This is a genomic window from Variovorax sp. 01T439_2 (assembly GCF_056398445.1).
Map to the genome: position 1 here is coordinate 1 of NZ_JBFTPJ010001077.1, position 1,840 is coordinate 1,840.

Annotated in this window: 3 protein-coding genes; all 3 read right to left on the bottom strand. The window is 68.3% G+C overall.

Going from position 1 to position 1,840, the window contains the following annotated elements; all coding sequences use genetic code 11:
* On the bottom strand, window positions 1-1,130 hold a 1,130-nt coding region (tssF, locus tag AC1DOC_RS32075; protein WP_478131376.1), incomplete at its 3' end, for a type VI secretion system baseplate subunit TssF.
* Entirely contained in the window at window positions 1,131-1,658 is a 528-nt protein-coding gene (gene tssE, locus AC1DOC_RS32080) for a type VI secretion system baseplate subunit TssE (protein ID WP_012745362.1), read from the bottom strand. It lies immediately after the preceding gene.
* Window positions 1,659-1,687: 29 nt separating this feature from the next.
* Window positions 1,688-1,837, bottom strand: a complete 150-nt coding sequence (locus AC1DOC_RS32085; protein WP_478131377.1) for a type VI secretion system accessory protein TagJ — start codon at window positions 1,835-1,837, stop codon at window positions 1,688-1,690.
* Window positions 1,838-1,840 lie beyond the last annotated feature (3 nt).

Consider the following 1,840-nt stretch of genomic DNA (forward strand, 5'->3'; position numbering starts at 1 on the left):
CCCAGGAAGGGCCTGAACTCGCGCTCTTCCGAGCCGCTCGCCATGTGGCCGGTGACGCGCTCGACCGTGAAGATCTCGAAGTCGCGCGGGCGCGTGCGGTCGATCACCGCATGGTGCTCGTGCTGCCCGGGGCCCACCGGAATGCGGTCGCTGCGGCGCGGCACCAGGTTGATGATGGGCGTGCAGAACAGCGAGAAGTGCTTGGCATCGACCAGCCGCTCCAGGTCGGCGTCGGCGCGGTCGAGCAGGATCACGATTTCCATCGTGGTGCCGCCCATGGCCGAGGCCGCCGCGCGCAGGTTTTTCACGCTGAAGAACAGGTAGCGGTCGGGGAAGGCGAAGTATTCGTGCAGCAGCCGGTAGCCCTGGAACGAGCGCGCGTCATACGGCAGCAGCGCCTGCTCGGGATCGAAGCCCTCGTGGCGAATGGCTTCGTCGCCGAGCGGAACGATGCGCGCCTTGCTGCCCGGGCCGCTGCGGCACACGGTGCCGATGCTGTGGTGCACCGCAAGCTCGAGCACGCGCAGCGCATGCAGCTCCGCGCCCGAAAGAAAGAACTCGAGCCGCTCGATCGGCATCTCGGCAAAGGTGGTGCCGCCCACCGCTTCGAGCTTGATGGTGATCGCGCTCCTGGCGCGCTGGGCCACGGCGGGCATCGCATGCGCGATTTCCGCGGGCACGGGGCCGATGCTTGCATCCGCGATCCTGATGGGCCACAGCGTGACCTCGTGGCCGGTGCGGAATTCGCAGGCCGTCTGCTCGCCCTTGATCATGCGTCCGCGCATGATCGTGTGGCGCGGCAGCTCGTAGCCGGCCTTCAGCGAGCCCTCGTTGAGGTTGCCGTCGATCTGCACCACGGCCATGGCCGGCAGCGGCGCGAGGAAGTTGGGGTACACCACCTCGAGCAGCCGCTGCGAGAAGCGCGGAAACTCCGCATCCATCTTGAGCTGGATGCGCGCCGTGAGAAAGCTGAAGCCCTCGAGCAGGCGCTCCACGTAGGGGTCGCTGACCTCGATGCCGCGCATGCCCAGCCGCCCGGCGATCTTCGGGTAGCGCTGCGCGAACTCGGCACCGAGCTCGTGCATGTAGGTGAGCTCGCGGTTGTAGTAGTCGAGCAGCCTGGCGTCCATTCAGAGCCCTCCCGTCGGGCGCAGGACCATGTGGCCGCTCTCGAGGTCGAGCTCGGAGCGCAGGATGAATTCAATCGGGTAAGGCACCGACCACAAGGTGCCGCGGATCTCGAGCGCGAGCAGGTTGTGGTGCTCCAGGTCGGTGGCGTCGGTGACGCAGCGCACGTCGATGCTGTCCTTCATGATGCGCGGCTCGAAGTCGATGATCGCGGCGCGGATGGCGGCCTCGACGTCCGCGAAGTCGACCTCCGACATGCGTCCGCCGGCCCAGCCGCGCACGCCGTAGTTCACGACCGAGCGTCGCGCGCGCGGCATGGCGTTGATGGTGTGGTCCGCGCCGAAGTTGGTGGTGTTGAGCAGCCACTGCAGGTCGCGCAGCACCGAGTCGCGCAGCAGCTTGCCGCTCATGAGGAACGCGCCCGCGCGCTCCTGGCGGCTTTGCGGCTGCTTGTCGGTCAGGCGGTCGAGCAGCACGGGCTGCAGGCGGTCGCGTGCAACGCTTTCTTGCTGGTCGCCGTCGGCCTCCATGGCCGGGCGGCTGGCTGGCAGGACGGAACTCACTGCGCAGCACTCTCGGCAGGCGCGAACTCGACCAGCCGGATGTCGAGCAGCGAATGGTCACCGGCTTCGCTGATCAGCGTGCGCTGGCCGATGCCGGCGTACTGGTCCTCGCCGGCCAGCGGCAGCCAGTCGGTGCGGCGGCCCAGGGT